Origin of the sequence: Micromonospora sp. NBC_00821 (assembly GCF_036347035.1) — a bacterium.
GTDB classification, from domain to species: Bacteria; Actinomycetota; Actinomycetes; order Mycobacteriales; family Micromonosporaceae; genus Micromonospora; species Micromonospora hortensis.
In genome coordinates, this window is record NZ_CP108880.1 from 6,550,427 (window position 1) to 6,570,964 (window position 20,538).

Below are 20,538 nucleotides of genomic sequence, written 5' to 3' on the forward strand. Positions count from 1 at the left end.
GAGTGTTGTAACACCCAATCGCGGAACGGCCCCGGGTCGGGCTCACCGGATGTGGCGAGCCCGACCCGGGGTCAGACCGTTCGGATCAGAGCTCGACCGAGGTGATGTCGATCTCGCCGACGTTGTTCAGCTCGAGCTTCTTGATCTTCTCCGAGTGGCCGGACTGCTGACCGTAGAAGTAGACCGGGATGCTCGGGACGTCCTGGTCGACCTTCTCGACCGCCTTGGCGAACGCCTCGTGCGAGGCCTCCAGGCTCGGAGCGCCGCTGGCCTGCTTGGCAAGGGCGTCGACCTCGGGGTTGCTGTAGAGGCCGTCGTTCGAGGAGCCGTTGGTGATGAACAGCGGGTTGACCCAGTTCTCGACGTCCGGGTAGTCCTGCTGCCAGGCAGCGCGGTACGGGCCGTTCATCTTGTGGGCGTTGATGTTCTGGCGGAACACCGCGAAGGTCGGCACACCCTCGGCCCGGGCGTTGATGTTGAGGTTGGTCTTGATCTGCTGCGCGACGGCGTCCATCCAGTCCTTGTGGGCGGAGTCCGCGTTGTAGTAGAAGACCATCTCACCGCTGAAGCCACCGGCCTCGGCGAGCAGCGTCTTGGCCGTGGCCGGGTCGAACTTGCAGGCGGTGCAGTTGCCCGGCTTGGCGCCCGGGGTCAGCGGGTTCGCCCAGCTGTCGGCCGGCTTGCGGGTGCCGAAGAAGATCTTGTCGGAGATCTCCTGCCGGTTGACCGCCAGCGACACCGCACGACGCAGCTTCGGGTTCTGGAAGCGCTTGTCGTAGATCGGGAACGCGATGAACGCGGTCGACGGCGTGACGGTCGAGCGGCCCCGTTCACCGAGGTCGGTCTTCCACTTGTCGCCGGCGAGCGCCGAGGTGGGGACAACCTCCATGAAGTCGAGGTTGTTGGCCAGCAGATCGGCGTAGGCCGCGTTGTCGTCCTGGTACAGCTTGACGTCGACGTCCTTGACCTTCATCTTGTCGCGAAGGTTGTAGTCGTCGAAGCGCGTCAGCTTGATGAGGGAGTTGTCCTCCCACGACACGAACTTCACCGGGCCGTTGGCGATCGGCTTGCGGCCGAACTCTTCCGGCTTCATGGTGAAGAACACGTCCGGCAGCGGCATGAAGGCGCTGTAGCCGAGCTTGGTCGGGAAGACCGCGGTCGGCGCCGCCAGGGTGACCTCGAAGGTCTGGTCGTCGATGACCTTCAGGCCGGACATCTTGTCGGTCGTCGGCGTCGGGGCCTTCTTCGGGCCGTCCGCGCCATCCGGGTCCGTGGTGTAGGTCTGGTCGAAGCCCGCGATGTCCGCGAAGAAGGTGCCGTTCTGCGCACCGTTCGGCGAGTAGGCGGCCCAGTTCCAGGCGTCGACGAAGTTCTTCGCCTTGACCTCGGTACCGTCGTGGAACTTGGTACCGGCCTTGATCTTGATCGTGAAGACCTTGGAGTCCGTGGTGTTGATGGACTCCGCAAGCGCGTTACGCGGGGCCCCACCGTCGTTCGGGTACTCGACCAGGCCAGTGAAGAGCCAGTCGATGATCTTGCCGCCACCGGTCTCCGTGGTGTTCGACGGGACCAGCGGGTTCTCCGGCTGGACGCCGTGAACAACGATCGAGCCATCCGCGCTGGCGGCAGTTTCGTCGCCGCCGCCGCTCGAGCAACCGCTCGCGACAAGCGCGGCAGCCGCGCTGAGCGCGATGGCGCTCGTCGCCCGCTTCGAGACTCTCATTCCGAGGGGCCTCCTCTTTCTAACCAGGTTCCGTCGTGGGTTTCACGCACGTTTGGGGGTGACACCGCCCGACCACCCCGGGGGCGCGGGTCGCCGGGACCACAGGGAAGTTGGGGACACCCCTGATGTTCCGATCCGCCGGGCTCCCCCACCAACGAGGCTTGGCACGACGCAATCGACACAGCCACGGGCCGCCGAGATCGGCGGAATCGTGGTCGTGGGGCGTACGGAGTGCCACACACCGATGGTGAGGTGCTGCCACTGTGACACCCACTGGCCTCTTCCGTGAAGGTGCCGTTATCAAGCCGTTAGTTGCCCGCCACGTTGCCGATACTTGAAAAATGATCATAAAACGCCCGACGCGGGCGGCACTGAGCAGGAAATACGTTGCGCCACCCGAACAGTCGGCCTCGGCCCCTGCGCGAGCCCCGAGGTCACACGAGCCCGGTGGGACGTCCGTCACCACTCACGTTTCGAGCCATCCGGATGAGGGCCCCCACGGCTACCCGGACACGATCATCGGCTGGGTGTACGAGGGCGCGCCGGACGTTTCTCTGATCCTCGCCGGTGACGACGCGCCGTCTCCTCACCGGTAACGACGCGCCGTCTCCTCACCGGTAACGACGCGCCGTCTCCTCACCGGTAACGACGCGCCGTCACACGAGGCGGCGATCCGCCGCCCAACGGGAGAGCTCGTAGCGGTTGGACATCTGAAGCTTGCGCAGCACGTTCGACACGTGCGTCTCCACAGTCTTGATGGAGATGAACAGCTCCTTGGCGATCTCCTTGTACGCGTACCCCCGGGCCAGCAGCCGCAGCACCTCACGCTCACGGTTGGTGAGCTGGTCCAGCTCCGGGTCGGCCACCGGCGCGTCCGGCCGGGCCGCGAAGGCGTCCAGCACGAACCCGGCCAGCCGTGGGCTGAACACCGCGTCCCCGTCGGCCACGCGACGGATCGCGGCAGCCAACTCGTCCGGGGAGATGGTCTTTGTGACGTACCCACGGGCGCCGGCACGGATCAACCCGATCACGTCCTCCGCCGCGTCGGAGACGCTCAACGCGAGGAACTTGACCTGCGGGTGCGTACGCCGCATCGCCTCCAGCACCGCACGACCGCCACCGTCGGGCATGTGCACGTCGAGCAGCACCACGTCCGGGCCGACGGCGGCGATCCGGGTGACCGCCTCGGCCACGGTGCTCGCCTCGCCCACCACCTCGACGTGGGCGCCCAGCTCCGCGCGCACCCCGGCTCGGAACATGGCGTGGTCGTCCACCAGGAACACCCGCAGCCGCTCGGGGCGGGCCTCCGCCGGGTCGAGGTGCTCGGTCGACTGCTCAGCCATGGTCATCTGTTCCTCTCCGCTGCGGACGAGTCCCGGGAGATCGGCAGGATCAACCGGACCTCGGTCCCCTCCCCCGGGCCGGACCGTATTTCGGCCCGTCCGCCGTGCCGCTTCATCCGCCCGATGATCGAGCCGCGTACGCCGTGCCGGTGGTCCTCCACGGTATCCGGATCGAAGCCCTTCCCCCGGTCACGGACGAAGACACTGACCTGATCCGGCTCCACCTCGGCGTAGAGCGACACGGTCTGCACGCCGGCGTGCCGGGCCGCGTTCACCAACGCCTCCCGCGCGGCCGCGACCAGCGCCCCGACCTTCTCGTCGGTCTCCCGGTCCCCCACCACCACCGTCTCCACGCTGATCGCGAAGGTGTCCTCGACCTCGGCGGCGGCCTGTTCCAGAGCGGCGGCGAAACGCTCGCTCGGCGAAGCGGTCGGCTTGTAGAGCCAGTTGCGCAGGGAACGCTCCTGCCCTCGGGCCAGCCGCTGCACCGTCTTGACGTCGCCGGCGTTGCGCTGGATCAGGGCCAACGTGTGCAGCACCTGGTCGTGCACCATCGCTGCCAACTCGGCCCGCTCCTGCTCACGGATGCGCCCCTCGCGCTCCGAGCGGAGCTGGCTGTACGTCCGCCAGAGCACCGGCGCGGCGACCACGCCGACGCCCGCCAGCCCGACCAACGCGAAGATCACGCCATTGATCACCGCGTCGAAGTTCTGTGCCGGTGAGTAGACGGCCGCGACGCCGATGATGCCGACCGCGACCAGCACTCCCCCGCCGATGAACCGCAGCACGAAGGCCCGCCGGTCGCTCTCCTCGACGACCGCGCCGAGCCAGGGCACCGGCATGGCCTCGCCCCACTGTCGCCGCCGTTCGGGCGCGGACTGGTGCCAGATGACCCCGGCGCCGACCGCGATGATGGCCACCAACCAACCGGCGGTGCCCGCCGCGCCGACCGAGTCGAAGACCATCACCTGGATCAGCAGGACACCGAGCCCGATCCCCACGAACGGCAGAAGTTGGGCGACGTCCCGCCGGGGCGGCACCGCCGTGTCACCGGGACGCAGCGGCACCACCGCCCAGAACGCCGCGTAGAGCAGCAGGCCGAGCCCGCTCAGACCGAGCAGGACCATGAACGCGACGCGCACCCGCAGCACCGAGATGCCGAGATGGTCGGCGATACCGGCGGCGACGCCGGCGGCCATCCGGTGCTCCGGGGCGCGGTACAGGCGCGGGGGCGAGGTCACGGTGCTGATCGGAGGCTCCCTGGTCACTGTGGCGGACAGGTGGAGGTCGGTGACTCGATCGTCACACGCTGCGGCGTCCGCGACCACGGGGACGCCCCCGACATTCCGGCCGCCGGATCTCAGGGTGGGGTCAGGGTCGGGTCCTGAGGCCGTTCGGGTGGACCGGGCAGCAGGATCGAAGCATGACCGAGGAAGCTGCCCCGCCGCCCCGACCGGGGTCGGCACAGTCGGGCGGTTCAGCACCGCCCCCGCCCACCACCACGCCCACCGAATGGACCGAGCCCAGCACGTTCGGTCCGCACGCCGGCACCGACGCGACCGCCGGCACCGCGCCCGGCGAGCCGGCCGACGGCTACGCGCCCCCCGCGGCGGGCTACGGCCCAGGCCCGGGGTTCGCGGCGGGCACCGGCTACGGCCCGGGCGGCACACCACCCGGGCCGGGTGGTCCCGGTCCGTCCGCGCCGCCACCGCCGCTGGGCGGCACCGGCTTCACCTCGCGGTACGGGCTGGTCCGGCCGCGCGAGGGGCGGTACCTGTCCGGTGTCTGCGCGGCGATCGGGCGCGCCACCAACACCGATCCGGTGCTCTGGCGGGTGTTGCTCGCGGTCCTCGGGTTCTTCGGGGGCATCGGCATCCTGGTGTACGTCGCCGCCTGGCTGATCATCCCGAACGAGGGCGACACCGCGTCCCCCGTCGAGTCCATGCTCGGTCGCGGTCGCTCCAGCATGTCCCCGGTGACGGTGATCGTCCTGGGCATCCTGGTCGCGGCCAGCTTCGCGTACATCGTCACCGACGCCTTCCGCGCGGTGCTGCTCGGCGCGGCCATCCTGGTCGCCGGCGCGCTCCTGCTCAACCGGGACGGCCGCAATCCACGGCCCGGCACCCCGGGTGGTCCGGCGCCTGCCGCACCGTCCGGCGCGGTCGTCCCACCGGTGACCTGGCCGTCGTACGGCGCGGCGCCGTCGACCGGCCCAGCGGCGACGCCGCCGATGTTCGGCACCGGTCCGGGGTACGCCACCGCGACGACGGGGGCGGCGCCCACAGTCACCATCCCGGCGTACGACGCGCCGCCGACCAGCGCGACGCAGCCGTTGCCCGGGGTCGGCCCGGTGTCCGGGTATCCGGCCGGCACGACGGCTGCCCAGCCTGGCTGGCCGAGCACCGCGATGCCCAGCGCCGGTTGGCCGTCGGCACCCGTGAGCAGCACACCCGCTGCCCCGGCCGGCTATCCGACAGCCCCGCCGCCCTCCGGTTACCGCCCTCCGTTCGCGCCGCACGGCCCGTACGCTTCGCCGACCCCGGCTCCGCCTCCTCCGCCCAAGCCGCCGAAGCCGCCGAAGCGGCCCAAGGAGCGCTCGCCGCTCGGCGCGGTGACCTTCTCGCTGATCTTCCTGGTGCTCGGTCTGGTCGCCCTACTCGACCTGCTGGACGTCTTCGCCATCAGCGCCTCGGCGTACTTCGCGGCCGCGCTGGCCACGATCGCCCTCGGCCTGCTGGTCGGCACGTGGTTCGGGCGGGCGCGCTGGCTCATCGCGCTCGGTCTGGTGACCGCGGCGGCGCTGGGCACAGCGACCGTGGCCGAGTCCTACGACCGGATCCGGGGGGTCGACGGCGCGGTGACCTGGGCGCCCACCGACTACCGCGACCTGGCGGACCGGTACGAGAACAGCTTCGGTGACGCCGTGCTCGACCTGCGCGGGATCGACTTCGCGAAACGGGACAGCCAGGTGACAGTGGCCGTCAACTTTGGCCAGGCGACAGTGGTCGTGCCGCCGAACGTGGACGTCACCACAGTGGCCGACGTCAACGCGGGTGACGCCACGGTCTTCGGCAACCGCTCGGGCGGGCTGGACGGCCGCCTGCGGGAATCCACCGACGTCGGCGCGGACGGGCCCGGCGGCGGGACCCTGCGCCTCTACATCCATGTCAATGCCGGCAACCTGGAGGTGACCCGGTGAAGGCTCACCGCACGGATCTGGTGTCGTTCGCCTTCGGGCTCGTGTTCCTGGCGCTGTCCGCCTGGTGGCTGCTCGCCCAACTGCTCGGGCTCGCGCTGCCGCCGGTCGGCTGGTTCCTGGCCGGCGCACTCATCCTGATCGGGGTCTTCGGGCTGGTCGGCGCGCTGCGCTCGGGTCGACCGAACCAGCCGGAGCCGATTGCCGAGGCCGGTGCCGCCGAGGCGGTAGCGCCCGTCTCCGGCACGTCCGTCTCCGGCGCGCCCGTCTCCGGTGCCGCAATGTCGACGTCCGGCGCGGCCCTGCCGGACTGGGAAGCCGAACGGTCCACCTGGGACACTCCCTCCTCCGACCCGACGCTCGTCTCCGGCCCGACGCCCTCCTCGGACCCGACGCTCTTCGCGGACCGGACGTTGGAGACGCCGACCACCGAGGTGCGGGCGCCCGACGTGCCGGCCACCGACGTGATCCACCCGGCCTGGCTGGCTCATCCGCCGGCGGAGCCGCCGACCGAGCCCTTCCCCGGCAACGGAGACGACGAGCCGACCACCGGGAACCTCGCCCGCCCGGCCTCGTCGGAGGGGGACGAGCCGACCAGATCCGACCAACCAGTCGAGGCCGTCGGCGACCGGCCGGGTGACGAGCGGGAGGGTCCGCGCAGGGAAGCCTGACCTCGGGCGGCCGTCCGCGTCGATCCACCGCATCCCCACGGCGGTGCGGCCGGCGCGGACGGACGCATATGCTGACTGGTGGAGATCTCGCCTCCGCCGGCCGGCCCGTCCCGCCCATGCCGGTCCCGCCGCGATTCCCGTCTCTACCCCCGTCAGGAGCCCGCCCGACATGACCCAGTCCCCCGCCGTGCGTACCACCGGCCGGTCCGGTCCGGTCCGCATCGGCGAGCGAGCCGCCCGTACCCTCGTCGCCGAGCTGGCCCGGATCAACGACCCCAAGGCTGCCCTGCTGGTCGGGGTGACCCCGGACTCCGCGGTGCTGGCCGCGGCGGTCGATGCGCTGCTCCCCGGTGACCGGCTCACAGTGGTGCCCGCCGAGCCGTTCGGCGCTGCGGCGCTCCGCGAGCACGTCACAGCCCAGGGCCGCTGGGTCGCCGACCGGGTGAGCGTCGTCGACTCGCTGGCCGAAGCCGAGGCCGCCGTCGTCGTCATCGCCGGTGAGGCGTTCACCGGCACCGCCGAGGCAACCCGCGGCGGCGTCGAGGGGTTGGCCAAGTACCTGACCGACGGGGCGGTGCTGAGCGTGGCGACCGTCGCCACCCCCGGCCGGACCGAGGGTGCCGCCGCCGAGCTGGCCCGACAGGACGCCCTCTACGGCGTCGGCGCCGATCTGGTGCTGCGCAACTCGCCACCGGTGCGGGTCTACCGACTGCGGTTCACCCCGGCCAGCCCGGCCGCGGCCGACAGCCTGGCCCCCGCGTACCGGCCGTCGAGCGTGCCGGTGACCAGGGGCATGCACATCGACTCCAACGGCGTGGCGGCCGCGGGCATCGCGCTGGGCCTCGCGGCGCTGGCCCGGGTGGCGCGCCCGTCGTCCAAGCTGTGGCTGCTGCCGGCCCTGGCCGCCGGGCCGGTCGCCGCGTTCTTCCGGGATCCCGAACGGGACGTGCCGGAGGACCCGAGCGCCGTGGTCGCCAGCGCGGACGGGAAGGTCCTGTCGGTGCAGCGGCTGCACGACGAGCGCTTCGGCGACGGCGAGTGGCTACGGATCGCCGTGTTCCTGTCGGTGCTGGACGTGCACGTCAACCGCGCCCCGGTCGCCGGCAAGGTGGTGGACTACTTCGTCGCCGATGGCGGCTTCGTCAACGCGATGAAGCCTGACGCCGAGCACAACGTCGCCGCGTACACGGTGCTGGACACCGCTCGCGGCACTGTTGTGGTCGCGCAGCGGACCGGGCTGATCGCCCGCCGGATCGTGCAGCGCGCGCCGATCGGCGCGCTGCTGGCCAAGGGCGAGCGCTTCGGGCTGATCCGGTTCGGTTCCCGGACCGACGTCTACCTGCCCGCTGAGGCCGCGGACCCACTGGTCGGGCCGGGCGACAAGGTGGTCGGTGGGTCAACGGTCATCGCCCGCTGGCGCTGACCCCCGAACGAGGAACGGGGCGCCGCTGTCCGCGGCGCCCCGTTCTGTCTGCTCAGATCAGGCGGTACGACGTTGCCGCAGCCAGAGAACCGGCCCGCTGACCAGGTAGCCCACCACGATCAGGGCGAACGTGAGTCGGATGTCGACCAGCGCGCCGATCACCGGGGCCAGCCAGAGCCACGGCGGCAGCTTCACCAGGCGGGCGAGCTTGGCGTACGGGAAGCTCGACACCATCGCGAAGGCCAGCAGCGCCACCCCGGCGACCAGCACGGCACCGGGCACCGGCAGGCCGATCGCCACTGTCACGGCGAGCACAGCGGCCGCCATGGTGGTGGGCACCCCGCAGAAGAACCTGCCGTCCTTCGGCGAGACGTTGAAGCGGGCCAGTCGGATCGCGGCACACGCCGCGACCAGGGCACACGCCACTGCCGCCGCCGCCGTGGAGACGGAGCCGGCGAGCGAGGCGTAGACCACTACCGGCGCGGCGAGACCGAACGAGCACATGTCGGCCAGTGAGTCCATCTGTGCGCCGAACGGGCTGGCCACCCCGAGCCGTCGGGCCAGCGCGCCATCCAGACCGTCGAAGCCGACGCACGCGATCAGGCAGAGCGCCGCCATGCGCACCTCGCCCTGCATGGCCAGGAAGATGGCCAGCATGCCGAGCATCAGGCTGGCCAGCGTGCAGGCGTTGACCAGGGCGAATTTCATCCGGCGCGCCATGGTGCGCTCGCCGGGGAGCAGTGGGATCGAGTGGGCCTCGTCGGTCTGCGTCATCGGCGGCATCGCCGGGCTGACCGGCATGACCGCGTCGACGTGGGCTCGGTCCAGGCCCAGTGTCGGGTCCACGCCCAGTGTCGGCCGGCTGAGCCGGTCCAGGCCGTAGCGACGGCGCTGCCGATCGGCGTACCGGTGCTCGGTCGGGGCCAGGTCGGCCGGGTGCAGGTCGCCGTCACGGCGACCGACTCGGACCAACAGCACCTGGCGGGCGAACGTGCTGCTGCGGCGCAACCGGCCCGCCCAGCGACGCCCTGCGGGGCGCGGACTGTCAGTAGTACGACGCCGGCGCCATGGGGCTCTCGGCACGTTTCCTCCATCACCGGATCTGCTGACCGCCACGTGGCGGGTGTCCGGCTGTCTCGTGCCGGACCTTGCATGGCCCGGCAGCCGTTTTGCGGAGTACACCATCGCATAGGGGAACATGGCTTGGCGATAGCTGCCGGCGGTACTTATATCTGGTCAAACCGCTCGAACCGCTCGCTTGTTCCCATCCCGGGCTTCATCGCCCGTTTCCTCCATCATTCCCGCCTTTGACTGTACCGGAGGGTCACCAAGTCGGCTCACCGAGCGGGGTGCTATCGGCCACTCTGTCCGATTGCCACGACGGCGATGTCGCTCAACGGCAGGTCAGTCGCCTCGTCGCGGGTGAACCACCCCGCCCGCGCCGTCGAGCCTCCGGCGGACTCGGTGACCACCGCGTCGGTGGGTACGTCCACCAGCACCCGATAGATCACCCGTACGCCGTGCCAGTCCAGAGGACGGCCCTCCGGGCCCAGCGCGGCGGGGTTGTGCAGGTTGTTGACGCCGAGAAGCTCCACGACCCGGCCGACCTGCCCGCCCTCCTCGACCAGCTCCCGCAGCAACCCGGTGGCCGGCTGCTCGCCGTGATCGGTGCCACCGCCGGGCAGATGCCACAGACCGGCCCCCGGGTAGCCCTCCGCGATCTGAGTGAGCAGGATTCGCCCAGCGGGGTCGGTGACCAGCCCGTACGCCCCGAAGCGCAGCCGGCGGTCGGGGTGCTGCGGCGGGAACGGGTCCCGCGACCGGTGCGCCGTCGGCGGCAGTGGGGTGACCGGCAGGCCGAGCGCCTCGGCGGTGAACGGGGTCACCGGCAACTGCGCCACCTCCGCCAGTGGAAGCCAGCAAGCTTGATCAACCAGCTCAGCCCCGACGCCCCGCACCCCGTCCCCGGGCCGGGCACTCTCAGGCCCCGAACCGTCGGACGATGCGCCGTGGGGAGTGCTGAGCTCGAACAACAGCCGGTCGGTGTGCAGCGCGCCCTTGCTCTCCGGAAAGGTGGCAACATCGGCGACCACCGCGAGTAGTCGCGTCACCGCGACCGTCAGCCCGGCCTGCTCGGCGACCTCGCGGACCACAGCGCGCTCCGGGTCCTCGGCATGTCCGAGGGCACCGCCCGGCAACCGCCAGGCCCCGGGAAACTCGCCCTCGGCCCCGTCCCGAACCACCAAGACCCGACCCGAGTCCCGCACAAGCCCATAAGCCCCGACTCGACGCGTGAATTGCACCTTTGCCCGCCCCCCGCTTCGCACCCACAGTCTGTTGATCATGAGGTTGTCGCCGTCCATCTCGCGTTCCGACAATAACTTCATGATCAATGCGAGACAGCGCGCGGGAAACCCGCGGAGCTGGTGAGCCGGGGCGTTCAGGCCGAGGTAGCCGACTCTTCACGACGACCGATCAGCCTCTTACCGACCCCTTCAGCCTGCTTCGCGACCGACCCGCTCCACCCCATTTACCCTCATTGTGGCGGCCATTCGCGTCACGGCAGGTCGAGACCAACGCTGATCAACTCGGGTTCAAGGAAGGCGCGGTATTCCAGCGCGCCCGAGATACCGCGCGCCTTCACGGAAACCCGAGTTGATCACAGGCTGGAGCCACCGACACACCCAAGCCGGACGACCCCTGGGCGGCGCCGAGGACCCACTGCCCGGGACGTCCGAGGAGATCCCTCAGCGGGTGTCCCCGAGCTCAAGATCGCGCAACATCCAGGGTGTAGTGGCATCGGCGCGTCGGTGACGCCACTACATCCTGGTTCGAGCACGATCTTGGCGGGGTGGGGCGTGGTGCGTGAGGCGTCGCGCGTGGGGCGTGGGCGTGGGGCGTGATGCCACGCGCGACGCCCCGGAACTCGCTCAGGTGAGTTGGGCGGCTTGGACTGCTTCGGCGGTCACCTCGGTGAGGCGGTCGGTGGGGAGGGCGCCCAACTCATCGCGGCCGAACCAGCGGGCCTCACATGTGGAACCGCCCACGTCAGTCACGGTCAATGGGTTGGGCTGGTCGACGACGACCCGGTAGAAGGCGCGTACGCCGTGCCAGTCGATCGGGTAGCCCTCGGGGCCGAGTGAGGCGGCGTCACGGTGGCTGGCGACGCCGAGCAACTCGACGAGGCGGCCGGCCTGGCCGGTTTCCTCGATCAGCTCTCGGATGAGTGCCGCGCCGGGCTGTTCGCCGTAGTCGGTGCCGCCGCCGGGTAGGTGCCAGCAGCCGGCGCCGGGATAGCCGTCGGAGATGCGGGTGAGCAGCACTCGGCCGGCGGGGTCGGTGCAGACCGCGTACGCGGCGAAGCGCTGGGCCCGGTGCAGACCGTCGGGGCCGGGCACGGCGTAGAAGGAGGGGAACTCGGGTGCCTCGTCGGGCACCACGTCGGCCGAGGAGGCGGGCAGCCCGAGGGCGCGTGCGGTGAACGAGCGCAGCGGCAGCTCGCGCGCCTCGTCGAGGGTGTACCACCGGGCCAGGTCGGTGGGGCGCTCGCCCACCCGGTCGGCGAGGGTGCCACCGCGCACGCCCACCCGGTAGATCAGCCGGTCGGTGTGGATGGTGATACCGCGGTCGGGGAGCGCCCGCATGTCGGCGAGCACGTCGGCCAGGCCGGAGACGGCGACGGAGAGGCCGGTTTCGGCGGCGGTCTCGCGGACGACAGTGTGGTTCGGGTCCTCGCCGTGGTCGACAGCCCCGCCGGGCAGTGACCACGCGCCGGGGGTGCCGGAGCGCTCGGATGCGCGGACCAGCAAGACTCGGCCGCTTGAATCAGCACAAACTGCGTATGCCGCGATCCTGCGGAGCGGCTTGAGCAAGGTGGTCACGGAAGCAAATTCTCCCCGCGCCGGGTTACCGGAACGGAAAAGAGTCGGATTCCTGACTATCTGGCACCGGTCAGGGATTGGTCAGGGTAAGGATCCGGGCGGTCACCGAGGGCGGGCGGGGCACCAGCGCGGACCGTGGGGGTATGACATCGACCACCGCTCCCCGTGCCCCGTACAAGCAGCTTCGGCGACCCACCACCGACCGCATGGTCGCCGGGGTCGCCAGCGGCGTCGGCCGCTACTTCGCCGTCGATCCCACACTGGTCCGCGTGATCTTCGCGGTCACCGGCCTGCTCACCGGCGGGCTCGCGCTGTTCGCGTACCCGATCATGTGGTTCCTGATGCCGGAGGAGCCCACCGGCGCGCCGGCCTGGCCGCACGCCTCGGGCGTCGCGCCGCAGAACGGCCCGCCGCCCACCGCCGGGCCCGCGCCCGGCGGGCCACCGCAGGGGTACGGCCCGACGCCGTCCTACCCGCCGACGACCCCGTCCAGCCCGCCGCCGGCGGCCTGAGCGGCGCTCACTCCCACTCGATGGTGCCCGGCGGCTTGCTGGTGACGTCCAGGACCACCCGGTTGACCTCGGCGACCTCGTTGGTGATCCGGGTGGAGATCCGGGCCACCACGTCGTAGGGCAGCCGGGACCAGTCGGCGGTCATCGCGTCCTCGCTGGAGACCGGGCGCAGCACCACGGGGTGCCCGTAGCTGCGCCCGTCTCCCTGCACACCGACGCTGCGCACGTCGGCGAGCAGCACCACCGGGAACTGCCAGACACCCCGGTCGAGGCCGGCGGCGGTCAGCTCCTCGCGGGCGATCAGGTCGGCCTGGCGGAGCAGGTCGAGGCGTTCCTGGTCGACAGCGCCGATGATCCGGATGGCCAGGCCGGGGCCCGGGAACGGGTGCCGCCAGACCATCGCCTCGGGCAGGCCCAGTTGGAGGCCGAGCGTCCGAACCTCGTCCTTGAACAGGGTGCGCAGCGGCTCGACCAGCGCGAACTTCAGGTCCTCCGGAAGGCCGCCGACGTTGTGGTGGCTCTTGATGTTGGCGGTGCCGGTGCCGCCGCCGGACTCCACCACGTCGGGGTAGAGGGTGCCCTGGACGAGGAACTCGACGTCGCCGTGTGCGGCGATCTCGCGGGCAGCGGCCTCGAAGACCCGGATGAACTCCCGACCAATGATCTTGCGCTTCTGCTCCGGGTCGATCACGCCGTCGAGCGCGCCGAGGAACCGGTCGGTGGCGTCGACCACCTTCAGCTTGATGCCGGTGGCGCTGACGTAGTCCTTCTCCACCTGCTCGGCCTCGCCGGCGCGCAGCAGGCCGTGATCGACGAAGACGCAGGTGAGCTGGTCACCGACCGCCTTGTGCACGAGCGCCGCGGCGACCGCCGAGTCCACCCCGCCGGAGAGGCCGCAGATGACCTCCTTGTCGCCGATCTGGGCGCGGATCCGGGCGACCTGCTCGTCGATGATGTTCTCGGGAGTCCAGGTCGGCTCGATGCCGGCGATGTCGTAGAGGAAGCGGGTCAGCATCTCCTGGCCGTGCGCGGTGTGCCCGACCTCGGGGTGGAACTGCACGCCGGCCCGGCGACCGGCCAGGTCCTCGAAGGCGGCGACCGGCGCGCCCGCCGACTCGGCGGTCACCGTGAAGCCCTCGGGCGCCTCGGTGACGCAGTCGCCGTGGCTCATCCAGACCGGCAGGTCCGCCGGCAGGTCACGCAGCAGCACACCGGGGTCGAGGAGCCGCGGACGCAGCGGGGTGCCGCCGTACTCACGGTTGCCGGTCCTGGTGACAGTGCCCCCGAGCGCCTGGGCCATCGCCTGGAAGCCGTAGCAGATGCCGAAGACCGGCACGTCGGCGCTGAAGACGCCCGCGTCGATCTGCGGCGCGTCCGGCGCGTAGACGCTGGCCGGACCACCGGAGAGGATGATCGCGGCGGGGTTCTTCGCCAGCATCTCGGCGATCGGCATCGAGTGCGGCACGATCTCGGAGTAGACCTTCGCCTCACGGACCCGGCGGGCGATGAGCTGGGCGTACTGGGCTCCGAAGTCCACCACGAGGACGGGGCGAGGCAGGCTCATGTGCACGAAGCCTACCGACAGTCACGACCCTTCCCGGCACCGGCTCGCCGACAACCCACTCTCCCCGCGATCTTGCACTTTCCGTCCCGGCAAAAGACGCAGAAGCCACAAGACGACGACCGAAACTGCAAGATCGCCGGGGGTCAGGGTCGCAGCGCGCCCGGGGCGTCCGGCGGGACGGCCGGGTTTCTTGGGGGTACGGCGGGCAGGCGGCGGTACGGGGCGCCGAGCGCCGGGCGGGGGTCCGGCTCGCCCTTGTTGGGCCAGAAGGACATCGCTCGTTCCGCCTGTGCGGTGATCGTCAGCGACGGGTTCACGCCCAGGTTGGCCGAGACCGCCGCGCCGTCGACCACGTGCAGCCCGACGTGCCCGTACACCCGATGCCAGGGGTCGATCACCCCGTCGGCCGGGGTGGCGCCGATGACCGCACCACCCAGGATGTGCGCGGTCATCGGGATGTCGAAGGGTTCGGTGAGGGAGCCGCCGGGGGTGCCACCGATCTCGTCGGCGAGCATTCGGGCGGCGGTGTTGCCGGCCGGGATCCAGGTGGGGCTGGGCGTGCCGTGGCCCGGGCCGGTGACCAACCTGCGACCGAGCGGGCCACGCCGCCACCGGGTGGTCAGCGAGTTGTCAACGGACTGCATGACCAGGGCGATCACCGTCCGTTCCGACCAGCCGCGTACCGACAGCATCCGTGCGGCCAACCGGGGCTGCCGCACGATGCTGCCCAGCCAGCGGCGTACCCGGTGCGGGCCGCCGTCGACAAGCAGCGACTGGAGCAACCCCATCGCGTTGGAGCCCCGCCCGTAGCGGACCGGCTCGATGTGCGTCTGCGGGTCGGGGTGGAACGAGCTGGTGATGGCCACCCCCTCGGTGTAGTCCAACCGCTCGGACCGGGCCCGTTGGCGTGGCACCGAGGCGCCGAGGATGGCCTCCGAGTTGGTCCGGGTCAGCTCGCCGAGGCGGGGCGAGAGCCCGGGTAGCGCACCGTCGGCCCGCATCCCGTGCAGCAGTCGCTGGGTGCCGAGCGCCCCGGCGGCGAAGACCACCTGGTCGGCGTGGATGACCTGCCGCCTCTTGCGCAGCCAGGCGCCGGTGCGTTCGGTGTGCACCTCGTACCCACCGCCGTCGGCGGGCCGGACGGCGGTCACAGTGGTCAACTGACGGACCGTGACCCCGAGCCGTTCGGCGAGCCACAGGTAGTTCTTCACCAGTGTGTTCTTCGCACCATGTCGGCAACCGGTCATGCACGAGCCGCAGTGCAGGCAGCCGGTGCGTTCCGGGCCGGCACCGCCGAAGTACGGGTCGGCGACCCGCTGGCCGGGCCGGCCGATGTGCACGCCCACCGGGGTGGCGTGGAAGGTGTGCCCCACCCCCATCCGCTCGGCCACCGCGCGCATGGCGCGGTCCGCGCCGGTGTGCACCGGGTACGTGGTGACGCCGAGCATCCGTTTCGCCTGGTCGTAGTGGTGGGCCAACTCGTCGCGCCAGTCGGTGATGTCCCGCCACTGCGGGTCGCTGTAGAAGGCCGGCAGGGGCTCGTAGAGGGTGTTCGCGTAGACCAGCGAACCGCCGCCCACCCCCGCGCCGGAGAGCACCAGCACCCCGCCGCCGGATCGTCTGTCGGCCGGGCGGAGCAGGGTGAGCCGTTGGATGCCGTAGCAGCCCAGCTTCGGTGCCCAGAGGAACCGGCGGACCCGCCAGGACGTCTGCGGGAACTCGTCGTCGGCGAAGCGGCGGCCGGCTTCCAGCACCGCTACCGAGTAGCCCTTCTCGGCCAGTCGGAGCGCGGTGACGCTGCCACCGAAGCCGGACCCGATGACGACCACGTCGTACCGCATGGACGCATCATTACTCGCGAGTAGCGCTCGCGCCAGCGGCACTTTTCGCGCGATCATGCTCCGGCCGACCGACCCGGCGTCTTCCGGCCGCAACCCGGAGCACCCGTCGGAGCGTTGTTCACCAGACGGGTGGAAGGAATCCAACATGGTTCTCGGGTCGATGGCGCCGCGCCGACGGTGGCTGCTGCTGGGGTTGGCGGCCCTCGCCGTCGTCGCGCTGATCGCGGCCGGCACTGTGGTGATCACCCGGCTGACCAGCGACAACAAGCCGGGCGGCGGTCCGGTGGCCGGCTCACCGACCCCGTCGCCGGTCGGCACGCCGACTCCGAGCCCCAGCGGCCCACCGCCGGGCGCTGACATCACCGGCCCGCTCAACCTGCTGCTGGTCGGTGTGGACACCCGGGTCAGCGTGCCCGGGTGGGAGCCGCACTCGGACGCCGTGCTGGTGCTGCACGTACCCAAGGGGTTGGATCGGGCGTACCTCTTCTCGCTCCCCCGCGACCTGGTGGTGGACATCCCGGCGTTCCCGAAAGCCGGCTACAAGGGCGGCAAGACCAAACTCACGCACGCGATGAGCTTCGGCAGTCGGGTTCCGGGCAAACCCAAACAACCCAGCACCGCCCAGGGGTACGAGCTGCTGCGCAGCACTGTCAGCGGTTACACCGGGCTGCGCATCGACGCGGGCGCGGTGCTCACCTTCAACGGGTTCGATCGGCTGGTCGACGCCCTGGGTGGGGTGGACATCTACGTCGACCAGCGGGTCGAGTCGCTGCACCGCCGACCGGACGGCAAGTATCGGGAGAGCGCGCCGGGCGGCTACAAGGGGCCGCAGCAGGTCTACGAGAAGGGCGAGCAGCACCTCAACGGCTGGCAGGCGCTGGACTACTCGCGGCAGCGCTACATCACCGGCGGTGACTACGCCCGGCAGCGCCACCAGCAGCAGCTGATCCGGGCGATGACCCGCAAGATCCTGGACGAGGGTCTGGCCCGGCAACCCGAGCGCGTCGACCAGGTGGTCTCCGCGCTGGGCGACACGCTGGTCTACGTGGGCGGGCGTCGGATCGTGGACATCGCGTACGCCCTCAGTGGCCTGCCGGAGAACCGTTTCACGCTGGTCGGGCTGCCCGGTTCCGGCGTCGGCAAGGGCAGTGCCTACCGGGGTGAACAGCTGACCACCGAGGGCCGGAAGTTCCTCACCGAACTCCGCGCCGGCCGCGCCGACGCCTACCTGGCCGCCCACCCCAAACTGGTCGTCAAGAACTGAACTAGCCCTCCCCACCCCCGCGATCTTGCACTTTCGGTCCCCGTTTCACGCGACTTTGCCCCGTTTCGCGACGACAGCAACTGCAAGATCGCGGGGAACCGGGAGGGGTCAGAGCCGCTTGGGCAGGGCCGGCTTCTTGGTGCCGTAGAGCCAGGCGTCGAAGATCGAGTCGAGCTGCTTACCGGAGATCCGCTCGGCCACCGCCACGAACTCGGCAGTGGTGGCGACGCCGTCGCGCTTCTCCGCCGCCCAGGTCTTGACGATCTCGAAGAACACCTTGTCGCCGACGGCCACCCGCAGGGCGTGCAGGGTCATCCCGCCGCGCTGGTAGACCGACTCGCTGAACAGCTTCTCCACGCCCGGCTTGCCCGGCGGTGTCTGCCACACCTGCGCGGACATGCTGGCGTACCGGCTGCCGAACGCCTCCTTGGCGGTGTACGCCCTGGTGTGCTCGGCCCAGAGCCACTCCGCGTACGTCGCGAAGCCCTCGTTGAGCCAGATGTCCTCCCACTTGGCCAACGCGACGCTGTCGCCGAACCACTGGTGGGCCAACTCGTGCGCGACGACCTCGGTGTTCTCGCCCTGCCGGAAGAAGCTCGCCGCGTACACCGGTCGGCTCTGCGTCTCCAGGGCGTAGGAGATCCGGCTGTCGGAGATCACCACCCCGCCGTACGCGTCGAACGGGTACGGCCCGAACACACTCTCCAGGTAGTCGGCCACGGCTACGGTCTGCGCGATCGACGCGTCCGCGTTGCCCTTGGCCTCGGTGGTGGTGACCGCGTTGTAGACCGGGCGGCCCTTGTGCTCGCCTGTGGTGATCCGGAACTTGCCGATCACCAGCGTGCTCAGATAGCTGGCCATCGGCGACTTCTCCGACCACTTCCAGGTGGTCCAGCCGCCAGTGCTGGTCTTCCCGCCGGGAACGCCGTTGCTGATCGCGGTCAGGCCGTCCGGAACGGTGACCTCGAAGTCGTAGGCCGCCTTGTCCGACGGGTGGTCGTTGACCGGGAACCAGGTGCTGGCCGACTCGGGTTGACCCAGGGCGATGGCACCGTCGGCGGTGTGCAGGAAGCCACCGTCACCGAGCGTCTCGTTCTTCAGCGGCTTCGGCTTGCCCGCGTAGGTGATCTCGGTGACGAACCCGTTGCCGTTGATGAGGCCGGAAGCCGGCTTGATCACCAACTCGTTCCGCTTGCGGCTGTGGGTCGCCGGTACGCCGTCCACAGTGACCGCGCTGACGGTCAGGCCGGCCAGGTCGAGGTTGAACGTCGACAGGTCGGCGGTCGCGGTGGCCCGCACTGTTGTCGTACCCGTCAACTGGTCCTTGGCCGGGTCGTAGCGCACCTTCACCGTGTAGCGCCCGACGTCGTAGCCGCCGTTGCCGTAGGTCGGGAAGTAGGTGTCGCCGACCCCGTCGGCACCCGCTGTGAACGTCCGCGTCGGCGTGGGGGACGCGCTCGGTGGTGGCGCCGCCTCCGGGCCCGCCGAGTCGCATCCGGACAGTGTGAGCGCACCGGTCACCAGCAGGCCGGCAGCCACTCGCAGTCTGTGCCGCGTCCCGCGCATCCCACACCCTCTCCGCACGGTGGCCGGTCCCGGCCTCCGCCATCCCGCGCGAACGGGCGCCTACCCGCCGTTCGCAGGCGGCAGCATATCGACCGGTCAGCGGCGCCGGGTCACGGCAGTGTGGGGGCCGACCCACCCACCAACCAGGCGTCGAAGAGCGGACGCAGTTGCCGCCCGGCGACCCGCTCGGCCAGCGCGACGAGGTCCGCTGTGGTCGCGTTGCCCGCCGCCCGCTCGCTGGTCCAGGTACGCAGGATGCGGAAGAAGAGGTCGTCACCGACGGTCCGGCGCAACGCGTGCACGGCCAGCGCCCCGCGCTTGTAGACGGCCGAGCCGAACATCTGCTCCCGGCCCGGCTCGACCGACGGCTGCGTCCAGTCGGTTGCCGCGTACTGGATCTCGAAGGTGCGCTGGGCGGTCCGGCCGCCGTCGTGCTCCTCCCACAGCCACTCGGCGTAGCTGGCGAACCCCTCGTTGAGCCACATGTCGCTCCACCTGGTCAGCGACACGCTGTCGCCGAACCACTGGTGAGCCAGTTCGTGCGCGACGACGCTCGGGTTCGGCCGGTCGTCAGCGAAGAAGCCAGGCCCGTAGACCGGCCGGGACTGGGTCTCCAGCGCGTACCCGATCCGGTCGTCGGCGATCACGATCCCCCCGTACGAGTCGAACGGGTACGGGCCGAAGCGGCTGGCCAGGAAGTCGACGATCGCGCCGGTGCGGGCCAGCGAGGTGGCCGCGCCGCCGGTCGCCGGCAGGCTCGCGGCCACCGCAGTGACCATCGGCCGGCCGGCGTGCGTGCCGGTCACCACCCGGTAGTCACCGATCACGAGCGTGCTCAGGTAACTGGCCATCGGGGCGCGCTCCGACCAGCGCCAGGTGGTCCAGCCGTCGGCGGTGCTCTTCGGCCCGGGCACGCCGTTGCTCAGCGCGGCCAGGCCGTCCGGGACGGTCACCGCCAGGTCGTAGGTGGCCTTGTCCGACGGGTGGTCGTTGACCGGGAACCAGGTGGCTGCCGAGTCGGGTTGGCCGAGCGCCACCGCGCCGTCGGCGGTGTGCAGGAAACCGCCGCTGCCCAACGTCCCGTCGTCGACGGCAGTGGGGACGCCCGCGTACTCGACGGTCACAGTGAACTGCCGGCCGCGCGGCAGTCCGTCGCGGGGCGTCACCACCAACTCGCCGTCGCCGCGTCGGTGCTCGGCCGCCGCGTCATCCACGCTGACCGCGCGGACCTCCAGGCCGACCAGGTCCAGGTTGAACCGGGACAGGTCCTGGGTGGTGGTGGCCGTGATGACGGCTCGACCGGTCAGCCGGTCGGTCGACGGGTCGTAGCGGACGTCGAGGCCGTAGTGCCCGACGTCGTAACCGCCGTTGCCGTGCCCCGGCACGTACGGGTCGCCGACGTCGGCGGCACCGGGCCGGAAGCCGTCGCTGTCGTCACCGGTGCAACCGGTGGCGGCCAGCCCGATCGCGCAGGTCAGCGCGGCGAGTCGCCGTCTCCGTCCGGTCAGGACCATGCCCACCCCTCCTGCGGCACCCGGCCTCCTGCGGCGTTGC

At 71.0% G+C, this 20,538-nt stretch carries 14 protein-coding genes and 1 pseudogene; 5 read left to right on the forward strand and 10 right to left on the reverse strand.

Going from position 1 to position 20,538, the window contains the following annotated elements:
* Window positions 1–85: 85 nt before the first annotated feature.
* The 3 genes from OHB44_RS30045 to OHB44_RS30055 all read right to left on the reverse strand — a co-directional run bounded on the left by OHB44_RS30045 (window position 86) and on the right by OHB44_RS30055 (window position 4,334).
* Window positions 86–1,723, reverse strand: coding sequence for a peptide ABC transporter substrate-binding protein (locus OHB44_RS30045; RefSeq protein ID WP_330438952.1), 1,638 nt, complete (start codon window positions 1,721–1,723; stop codon window positions 86–88).
* Window positions 1,724–2,379: 656 nt separating this feature from the next.
* On the reverse strand, window positions 2,380–3,066 hold the full coding sequence (locus OHB44_RS30050; protein ID WP_088950154.1) for a response regulator: 687 nt from the start codon (window positions 3,064–3,066) through the stop codon (window positions 2,380–2,382).
* Window positions 3,067–3,068: 2 nt separating this feature from the next.
* Window positions 3,069–4,334, reverse strand: a complete 1,266-nt coding sequence (locus tag OHB44_RS30055) for an ATP-binding protein (RefSeq protein ID WP_238687763.1) — start codon at window positions 4,332–4,334, stop codon at window positions 3,069–3,071.
* A gap of 155 nt (window positions 4,335–4,489) precedes the next feature.
* Here OHB44_RS30055 and OHB44_RS30060 point away from each other — a divergent pair, with 155 nt between their 5' ends.
* The 3 genes and pseudogenes from OHB44_RS30060 to OHB44_RS30070 all read left to right on the forward strand — a co-directional run bounded on the left by OHB44_RS30060 (window position 4,490) and on the right by OHB44_RS30070 (window position 8,356).
* Window positions 4,490–6,265, forward strand: a complete 1,776-nt coding sequence (locus OHB44_RS30060; RefSeq protein ID WP_330438953.1) for a PspC domain-containing protein — start codon at window positions 4,490–4,492, stop codon at window positions 6,263–6,265.
* Window positions 6,262–6,510: pseudogene (locus OHB44_RS30065) on the forward strand (hypothetical protein); the annotation flags it as partial. The gene OHB44_RS30060 and the pseudogene OHB44_RS30065, both read left to right, overlap by 4 nt.
* A gap of 592 nt (window positions 6,511–7,102) precedes the next feature.
* Window positions 7,103–8,356, forward strand: coding sequence for a phosphatidylserine decarboxylase (locus OHB44_RS30070; RefSeq protein ID WP_238687765.1), 1,254 nt, complete (start codon window positions 7,103–7,105; stop codon window positions 8,354–8,356).
* Window positions 8,357–8,413: 57 nt separating this feature from the next.
* Here OHB44_RS30070 and OHB44_RS30075 read toward each other — a convergent pair whose 3' ends face one another.
* The 3 genes from OHB44_RS30075 to OHB44_RS30085 form a co-directional block, all read right to left on the reverse strand.
* The gene (locus OHB44_RS30075) at window positions 8,414–9,364 is read right to left on the reverse strand and encodes a CDP-alcohol phosphatidyltransferase family protein (RefSeq protein ID WP_238687766.1); all 951 of its coding nucleotides are present in this window, start codon (window positions 9,362–9,364) and stop codon (window positions 8,414–8,416) included.
* 344 nt (window positions 9,365–9,708) lie between these two features.
* Entirely contained in the window at window positions 9,709–10,701 is a 993-nt protein-coding gene (locus OHB44_RS30080; RefSeq protein WP_330441296.1) for an NUDIX hydrolase, read from the reverse strand.
* Between the two features lie 585 nt (window positions 10,702–11,286).
* Window positions 11,287–12,237 (reverse strand): NUDIX hydrolase, encoded by a 951-nt coding sequence (locus tag OHB44_RS30085; RefSeq protein ID WP_330438954.1) that lies wholly within the window; start codon window positions 12,235–12,237, stop codon window positions 11,287–11,289.
* A gap of 143 nt (window positions 12,238–12,380) precedes the next feature.
* On the opposite strand from OHB44_RS30085, the gene OHB44_RS30090 reads away from it, so the two are divergent.
* Window positions 12,381–12,749 carry a PspC domain-containing protein gene (locus tag OHB44_RS30090; protein ID WP_238687768.1) on the forward strand — a complete coding sequence of 123 codons (369 nt, stop codon included), beginning with the start codon at window positions 12,381–12,383 and terminating at the stop codon, window positions 12,747–12,749.
* A gap of 7 nt (window positions 12,750–12,756) precedes the next feature.
* Here the strand turns inward: OHB44_RS30090 and guaA are convergent, their stop codons facing one another.
* Together guaA and OHB44_RS30100 are read right to left on the reverse strand one after the other, a co-directional pair.
* The gene (gene guaA, locus OHB44_RS30095; protein WP_330438955.1) at window positions 12,757–14,313 is read right to left on the reverse strand and encodes a glutamine-hydrolyzing GMP synthase; all 1,557 of its coding nucleotides are present in this window, start codon (window positions 14,311–14,313) and stop codon (window positions 12,757–12,759) included.
* 143 nt (window positions 14,314–14,456) lie between these two features.
* Window positions 14,457–16,154 carry a GMC family oxidoreductase gene (locus OHB44_RS30100; RefSeq protein WP_330438956.1) on the reverse strand — a complete coding sequence of 566 codons (1,698 nt, stop codon included), beginning with the start codon at window positions 16,152–16,154 and terminating at the stop codon, window positions 14,457–14,459.
* 145 nt (window positions 16,155–16,299) lie between these two features.
* Here OHB44_RS30100 and OHB44_RS30105 point away from each other — a divergent pair, with 145 nt between their 5' ends.
* Window positions 16,300–17,418 carry an LCP family protein gene (locus tag OHB44_RS30105; RefSeq protein WP_238687771.1) on the forward strand — a complete coding sequence of 373 codons (1,119 nt, stop codon included), beginning with the start codon at window positions 16,300–16,302 and terminating at the stop codon, window positions 17,416–17,418.
* Window positions 17,419–17,526: 108 nt separating this feature from the next.
* On the opposite strand, the gene OHB44_RS30110 is transcribed toward OHB44_RS30105, so the two are convergent.
* Both OHB44_RS30110 and OHB44_RS30115 read right to left on the reverse strand, forming a co-directional pair.
* Window positions 17,527–18,984 carry a M1 family metallopeptidase gene (locus OHB44_RS30110; protein ID WP_330438957.1) on the reverse strand — a complete coding sequence of 486 codons (1,458 nt, stop codon included), beginning with the start codon at window positions 18,982–18,984 and terminating at the stop codon, window positions 17,527–17,529.
* Window positions 18,985–19,094: 110 nt separating this feature from the next.
* On the reverse strand, window positions 19,095–20,498 hold the full coding sequence (locus tag OHB44_RS30115; RefSeq protein WP_238687773.1) for a M1 family metallopeptidase: 1,404 nt from the start codon (window positions 20,496–20,498) through the stop codon (window positions 19,095–19,097).
* Window positions 20,499–20,538 lie beyond the last annotated feature (40 nt).